4 protein-coding genes and 1 pseudogene are annotated in these 8204 nt (G+C 35.9%); 4 read left to right on the top strand and 1 reads right to left on the bottom strand.

Annotated features, from left to right (window positions below):
- The 4 genes from ACFIQE_RS08010 to ACFIQE_RS07995 all read left to right on the top strand — a co-directional run.
- Positions 1 to 1164, top strand: a 1164-nt coding sequence (locus tag ACFIQE_RS08010) for a VENN motif pre-toxin domain-containing protein (RefSeq protein ID WP_375707496.1), incomplete at its 5' end; no start/stop codon positions are given.
- A 12-nt stretch (positions 1165 to 1176) separates the two neighbouring features.
- Positions 1177 to 3750 carry a DUF6990 domain-containing protein gene (locus ACFIQE_RS08005; RefSeq protein WP_375707495.1) on the top strand — a complete coding sequence of 858 codons (2574 nt, stop codon included), beginning with the start codon at positions 1177 to 1179 and terminating at the stop codon, positions 3748 to 3750.
- Between the two features lie 88 nt (positions 3751 to 3838).
- Positions 3839 to 4189 (top strand): HNH/ENDO VII family nuclease, encoded by a 351-nt coding sequence (locus ACFIQE_RS08000; RefSeq protein WP_375618707.1) that lies wholly within the window; start codon positions 3839 to 3841, stop codon positions 4187 to 4189.
- 270 nt (positions 4190 to 4459) lie between these two features.
- A complete protein-coding gene (locus ACFIQE_RS07995; RefSeq protein ID WP_375707494.1) occupies positions 4460 to 4930 on the top strand; it encodes an SMI1/KNR4 family protein in 471 nt (156 codons plus the stop codon).
- 953 nt (positions 4931 to 5883) lie between these two features.
- On the opposite strand, the pseudogene ACFIQE_RS07990 reads toward ACFIQE_RS07995, so the two are convergent.
- A pseudogene (locus ACFIQE_RS07990) lies at positions 5884 to 8204 on the bottom strand (type ISP restriction/modification enzyme); the annotation flags it as partial.

Here is an 8204-nt window from a genome sequence, read left to right as displayed (position 1 = left end):
GGCAAATCGTTGGCGGAAGAAATCGGTACCGCCAAGGCTGAAGGCAAAATAGATACGGTCACGCAGATCGTTGCCCATGCAGGACTTGGCTGCTTAAAAGGCGCGGTTGCGAGCGGTGCTTGCTCTGCCGGTGCTGTGGGGGGTGCTGTGGGCGAAGCCACTGCTATGCTCCAGTTTAAACTGTCGACCAAAAATTTTATACAAAAAGAAATAGCAGCATTGGATGGTCGTGTTCCAACGGCAGAAGAACAAGCGCGTATCAATGCAAAGATTGAAGCACAGTTTTCTGATTTTAATGATCATGCCATTGATATCGCGCGCATAGCGGGGGGCTTTGCTGCTGCCCTTGCTGGTGGTGATGTCAATACTGGCGCTGATGCCGCAGGTAATGCTGCCGAAAATAATTTTCTTCCTGCGGTAGCAGCTGCTGTAGCGTTCATTGTGTCGCTTACGCCACAAGAGTTGGCAGCTCTGTCTCTTTTTATGGCTGGTGGAGCAACTATTGTTCAATCTCCTAACAATAGAACCGCTATAGCTGATTTCCTTACCTATTGGTTTGCATCGAAAAATTCTGCAGAAGATAGCGAAAAAACAAATCAAAACTCACAAGAAGAAAAAAATAAAGATTCTCAGAAGGAAAGTAAAAATAAGAAAAAAAACGGAAACAATAAAGAACCACAAAACAATAATGATGGAAAGGGTAACATACTTGAACAAGTCAGGAAGCATCATGATAAAAAACGCGATGAGAAAAAACAAGAATTAAATGATGAAGGATGTAGAACATGCAAAACAGAAATAGTATTCAAAACTAAGACGGATAAGGGGGTAGTAAGATCTCGTGCGGATATTGTTTATATAGAGAATGGTAAAATAAAAATTGGCGAGGTAAAAACGGGGAAGAATTCTAAATTAAGTGAACAACAAAAGATTTTAAAAGAGGCATATAAAGAAGGAAATGCAGAGCCCACAAAAGGCAAGTTTACGGAATTTCTTAAAGAAAACAAAGAGTTCTTAGAAAAATATCAAAAAGATTTCAAAGATTTTAAAGGAAGTAAGAAAGAATTGGAAAATGAGAATAGAAAATGGATTAAAGAACAATTGAATAATAAGTTAGACAAAACTGACGTTAACGTTTTTCATTATCCAGGACTTTTTGAATGAAAGTGAATAGCGATGCGAACTAAAGACGTGACAGAGATTTTAAAAACGCTTGGCTGGGAACCTTATCGTGCTGAAGATGGTAGTATGTTTGCGCATTATCATCTTCCCGATCGCATTGTAGGCATTAGTTATGATGTTGTAGATTATGGAGAGGATGGGGGAAAGTTTCGGCTATCGGCTGATCTTACCACTGCTGCTTATTGCCTTGCTTGGGAATATGCTAGTGGTGAAGTATCACAGGATAAGTATGAAGATACGCTGTTTTCTGCGAAAGAGGATTTCGATGTTACAGCTTCAGATCTCTCAGAAAGCCATGTTAAGGAATCTTTAAATAGGGTTATCGCTTGGGCGAAAGCACAAGATATTGAACAAAAATTACGTGAAAAAGCAGCCAATCATTCTGCTGTTGCAGAAGCATTACTTGGTGATATTGAGGCTTTAAAAAGTTCTAAGTTTACACCCCAATTACATGTACCAGAATTTTCAGATTACAAAACAATAGGGTGGATTGAGCGCCTCATTCTTTTTGCGCAAGCTTATAAAAACGGGGAGTTAGATGACATTTTAGCGCGTAAAAAACCTAAACAGTGGTCGATGAGTCTTACAGCAGCAACTCGCATTTTTAAAATTCAAGGGTGGTTTGCCACAGAGCTTGGTAAAATGTGGTTGGTTTTGCCGGATCGTTTTATTAAGTTAGATTTTGGCTTTGTACATCTCTATGATCAGTACAATATTCATCTCGAAGCTGAAATATCTAATGAAGAAATTTCTTTGGCTTGCTTGTATATTCATTTTTGTAGACAACGTAATCTTGTACGACCTACGGATATTTATCGATCTTTTAATACGATTGGAGGAGAGAATTTTCGTGGGGTTGATAAAGGCATTGATATTTGTGTAGAGACATTAGATGAGCAAGAGCTTATCAAAATCTCTGAGCGAATAATACAATGGGCACGTGCCCAAGATTTACAAGCATCAATAGAAAGCAAAACACGTGTTCAAAAGTATAGCTACAATATACGTATAGTCTGGCATTTAGCTTGTTTAGCATTGACAGGTCAAATTGATATCCTGAAATCTTATCAAAATTTTTTAGAAGCCGGTACGATTTCTGGACATTTAGAAGACCGTGAAGTGGAGAAGTATGTTAATCACGCAGTTCAATTTGCTGAAGAGCATCTGAAAATCTTTAATGAGCGAAAAGCCATAGATGATCGTCTTAGTTTGCAAGATTTGTCTTTTCTTAATACAGTTTCTGAAGACTTAAAAAGGATGGGGTGGACAGTTTATCGCGATAAGAACTATGATCGCAATGCTTATTTTGTAAGTAAAGACCGTATCATCAATATAATGTACAGTCTTCAAAGTGATGAAGAAGAGCCGATTGTTGTATTTAAGGCTTCGCTTTCAACACTTGGCTTTTCTACTGCTCATAGAGAGATGTTTCCTAGATTGCCCCAATATATAGCTCTCAAAGAGGCAGAAGAATTTTATACAGTTTCTAGTACTGAATTGGATGAAGGCAAGCTAAAGGAGATTTGTACAGATATACTTGAGTGGGCTGATCGGCAAAATGTCAATCAAATCATCTATGATTATGCCGCTTTGCCAACAAACAGTGAAGCTCACCTTGTGGCACGTCACTTTATAGCACTCATTCTGATTGGTGATATTGAAAAGCTCAAATTTTATAAGGAAAGTTTCAGGGCAAAGAACCATCTAGGCTTTGTGGAAGGTATCACGAAATATACGATTGACAACTCTCTTACTCTTGCACGGGGTTATCGAGCAGGTTTTCCGAAAAATGCACCGATTTTAAGCTTGGATGCGCAAACAGCATCTGTTGCTTCTAAAACAACTTCTGTTGAAGTGGCAGAGGAAGTGGATGAAGTGGATGACAATGATGATCGTCTCACCATGGAAAGTGCTCATGCACTTTTAAAAAGCTTAGGCTGGTCAACCGAGAAAATCAATGAGAATGACCATATGGCAAGCTATCAATTGGCTGATCGTGAAGTAGATATTCTTTACAACGACGAAATTGCCAAAGACTACCCGCAATTTGATAGCGCCTTTATGATTAGCACGGGCATTCTTTCCGCTGCTTGTAAATTCATTGATCCTACCTACACGGAAGATATTCCAGATATACAGCTTAATTTTGAAGCCAAGGGATTAGAAATCTTTGAACCAGAAGTCACTACGGATCGTTTAACACAGGCGCTTGATGATGCTTTAGAATGGGCGGTAACAGACATTGACCTTTCTAAAAGACTTCGCTCTGATTATGGCGCTGCTCCTTGGGAAAAAAGCACCACGTCTGAAGCAAACGATGCACATTATGCTTTACTTCATCTTGGCGCTCTTGCTTTGTTGGGTGATGCTGAAACCTTACAATCTTATCAGAAAAGCTTTACGGCAGGTGATCACCTAGGCTTTGACGAAAGCATCAACAAAACCCACCTTGAACGTGCATTAGCTTTAGCCAAAGAAGTAGCAAAGGTGAAGCAAGTGAGCTACGCTTTGATTGAACGGGTAGCAAAAGATTTTGATGATCACTCAGAGCTTTCTAGCGAGGAATAACCTCGCTCTTGGAAGGAGAGTTTATTTAAGTCTATTTAGAACAAAGAATAAATTGATTATTTTGAAAAAATTGAGGGGATTATGAATCATGAAATGGATAAAGAAAAAAAGTATGGGGGCAGCTGAGCCGGTGGAATTTAAAAGTCAAAAAGTTTATCAGGAAGATGAACTGTTTGAGCCCGAAACAGTTTCTTCTTGGAAAGAAGAAGGACAGATAGTAACGGGTACAAATGTGGAAAGAATGGTATCAGGAAGAGCACCTATTGGAGTCGATTTTAGACCTATTATGTTACATCCTGTGACACAAGAACAAGATAGTCCTCTCGTTGAGGTTCTCTACTCATTTTATCAAGGCAGGAGTTTGGTTGCTCCTATGAATCCAAAGACAAATTTTATCAGAAAAGTTATTTGTTGGATTTCAAAAAAAATTCCTAAGTAGGAAAAAAGAAAGAGTAATTATTGCAAATATTGAAATAATATCCCTAAAAGGCGCTCTCTAAACTTTAATGATCACCTCCTTTAATTCCATCATATATTGTAAATGCGAGATGATTGTACAGAGACAGATGAGAAAAGAGCTCCGTCAAGAACATATCTCTTATGATTTTATCAATCTCATCTCAATTCCATTGGCTATAGTAGAAAAAGATTGATCATTAGGAGCACTCATTATGAGTAAAAACACGCTGTGACTTATGGAGAAAAATTTATGAAAAGTTATACTTTATCAGATGTTGCACAATATGTTGATATGCATAGTCATGTTATTAATTTTGGTACTCAAGATAATGCCCCTGATGATGTACGGATTAAAACAGCTGAGAACACTCTTGGTTTACAATTTACCTCTTCCTATAAGAATTTTTTAAAAAATTATGGAGGAGGAGAAATTGGAGGTGAAGAAATATTCAGTATTTATGAAATCTGTGCAGGTATTCCTGCTGGTGATATTGTTTACCGAAATTTGCTCGATAGAAGAGATGGCTTTATGGACCCCAAACAACTTGTTATCTGCACAACTGATTTTGGTGAAACCTTTTATTTTGATTATACGCAGTTTCGGGATGGTGAATGCCCACTCTATCTCAAGTATACATCTGAAGATTCCGAATATTACGCAAGTAATTTTTATGAATTTCTCTGCAAAAGAATTAAAGAGTATGCAGGGGAAGATTCATGAAAACCTATACCTTAGATGATGTTATACAACTAGTTGATAAATAGGATAATTGCGATTTATTGCTTGTTATGAAAACATCTAAAAAGAGATTGATCATTATAAAGATTAGAAAAATCCCTTTTAATAGACCGTGTCAGTGTTGTCAGTTCTTTTTAGAGCCTATATTATTTTTTTAATGAGAGAAAATTAAAATCAATATATTTCAATAGGTTATAATTTTAATGATGCAACCTTTATTAAAAGACAACCCATAAATTCAATTCATAATATATATTTGTCAGTTATGTGTCAGTAAATTGAACTGACAAAATAGATTATTTTAGTGAGTGATTAAAACGTGCTTTATGAAAAGCATATAATCCTTTAAAGCCTTTCAAAAGATAGTTTGTAACTCATAAGAAATGCTATCAAGATCCTTATGGTTGTTAGTTTTGAAGATTTTGAGTATTTTGAGGGTTCCTTTTACTCCCCTTTATTTATTTTTTTCAATAAAAAAATAAAAGTTATTATATTTCAATATATTAGCATTTTAGAGATACAGTCTATATTAAGATGCAACCTATAAATACAACCCATGGTATATTTTTGAAGGTATTTTGAGGGTTTGAGAAACATTCAAAACCTATAAGTAATATAAGAAAATGAATATACATAACCCTCTTTAAACAAAGCTTTTGAAAAGGATAAAGCTATCATTTTAAATACGGTATAATCTCTTAAAGGCAATGTAAAAAATCTAATTCACTTTAAGATGGGATTTCTTATAAGTCTTAAAGCAATCCAAAGTACAGGGTTAAAAAGTGCAAATGCTCTTTTTTAGAATAATGCATATAAACATTCCTTTTAAAGATTGTATGTAAGCAATTTAACAAGAGAGGTATAGATTATGGTTATAAGACCTTATACCCCTTGTAAGGTTATCACACTCATTATGTGAGCATGCTTTAATAAGCTTATTCAGTTTCTCTTATTTCTAATTTTGGTAAGCTCTTAACAATCTTCATTGTTTCTAAACTTACGGTAATAACCCTTTGAAACAACTCTAATGGATAAGCAGGGTTGCCAACGGTTTCAACAGCATAGTGATTGGCATCATTCACAATGCCACTCTTTTTATCAGTCTTTACGCATTGACGCCCCATAACCCATTCAAGAGCGGGTTTACCATTGACGATATACGCATAAGCTTCAAGAGGTATATCTGTTATTGTGATATTGTTATTATAAATAACAGTGGTTTTATCTTTCTCTTTACCTGCTTTTGCGAATTTCATTTCAGTCACATAATAGAATTTTTCGAGATTAGAGATTTCTGTCTGTTTTGGATTACCCTTTTTAAAGGTCACGGGATAAGGTTCCACATCTTCATAATTTACATGCAAATGACCCAATTCACGCCCAGCTGTTACAAACTTCCAAAAATCTTCAGCATTCTTTACACAAGGGATACGAGGCAATTCTTTAGAGAGGTTATCAGCATAACGAGCACGGTAATCTTCCGAATGTAAAATCCCATAAACATAATAGAACAAATCATCTTTTGTTATGGTTTGATTAGGATAAGCGGCTTTAAAATGTTCTAGTCCCTCATCAGTAATGGCATCACGCCTTTGTAAACCAGCTGTTGTGCTTTCTTCTATAGAGTTTGTAAATAAAAGGGATTGGTTTTTATTTTTACTCTTTGAAACTGGAGTGTGTTCGTAAAAATATCTTGGAAAGCATTGACCTTTTTCTATTGCATCTAAACTAGGTAAGGCTTTATTCATCAATACAGAAAATCTTCTTGCTCCTATACCTGTAATTTGTATTACCATATTTTCAACCGTTTCCCCTATCGGGAATATACGAGGCATTTGTAAAACCATTTCATTAAAGGCACGATTGTAATAGAGCCACTGTTGTGTAAAAGGACGATATAAACTTTGCATAAGGCATGTAGCTTCAAATTTAAAAATCTTTCCTTTTGCTAAATCTTGTTTAAGAGCACGGCTCCAACTGATTTTTCTGGCATCTGTATTGACGAAATTGTCTACAACTTTTGTAAGTGTTTTACGATCAACATGTCCATAAGCATTATTAAAACGCTTTACTTCACTGTTATAGAAGGCAATCATATTACTTATGTTTTTAGCTAAAACTTCATGGCTTGAATTGTATACCCAAGCATCACGGCTAGTTACAACACCACACGAAAAATTTTCAAAAAGCTTTTTACCATGACCTTTCTTAACACCCGTGGCTAAAAATGCTTTGAAATTGTTATCACGTTGACCAAGCCAATCACCATGTTTATCTGGTGTGATTATTTGCCAACCTTGTTTACTTCGTGTAATACCATTAATGCTACCAAATTCTTTAATTGTTTTAAGCTTTTTTTCTCTTGTGAGGTAATCTCCAATATCACGGAAATATATTTTCCCCTGTTGTTTGGATTTTTTACGAGAATAGAGATAGCAATAGGGGTTCGAGAGCCTTCACCAAAAATCTTACCGCCTTCTTTTCGCGAAAGTTCTCCAGAAGTTCTTTGATTCCCTCGTAAATGAAAAATATAAAGGCTTGAAAATTCTTCAACTAGGCATTTGCGTAAACCATCCATAGATTTTGTATCTATATAACTTGCATTTGTAACAAAACCAATCACACCACAATCTTTTATACGGTCACTTGCCCAGCGAATGGCACGAATATAACTATCATAAAGATTTCGCATAAGGCTTGCTTTAGATTGAGCGGCGTAAGTTTCACCAATACGGTTATTTAATATCGGATAAGGCGTATTCTTTGCATTATCATTAGCACTTTTTTGACCAGTTGAATAAGGAGGATTGCCAAAAATAACTTCAATATTGAGATTTTTCTGAAGTTCTAAATATTCACTGTTTTCCTTTAATAGACGTTGTATTAGATCTTGCTTTTTTAGCGTCTGAAACGTATCAGCCAAACCAATATGCTTGAAAGGGATATAATTTCCTTTCATAAGACCATGATAGGTTGCTTCGATATTAATGGCTGCTATGTAATAGGCTAGCAAGACAATCTCATTTGCGTGGATATCATAACGGTATTTATATTCCATATCCTCTGGTTTGATGAGATTGGATTGTAATAGCCGTGTGATAAAGGTCCCAGTACCCGTAAAAGGGTCAAGAATAGAAACACCACGTGATCCTAGACTTTTTCCAAATTCATGACGCAACACATCATCAACAGAATGAATGATAAAATCAACAACCTCAATGGGAGTATAAACAATGCCTAATTTTTCTACTGTACG

This window comes from Bartonella sp. AA1HLJMS (assembly GCF_042197445.1).
In the GTDB taxonomy this organism is placed as follows: Bacteria; Pseudomonadota; Alphaproteobacteria; order Rhizobiales; family Rhizobiaceae; genus Bartonella.
Note: the sequence above shows the minus strand (reverse complement) of the source record. Positions and strands in the feature narration are given on the sequence as shown.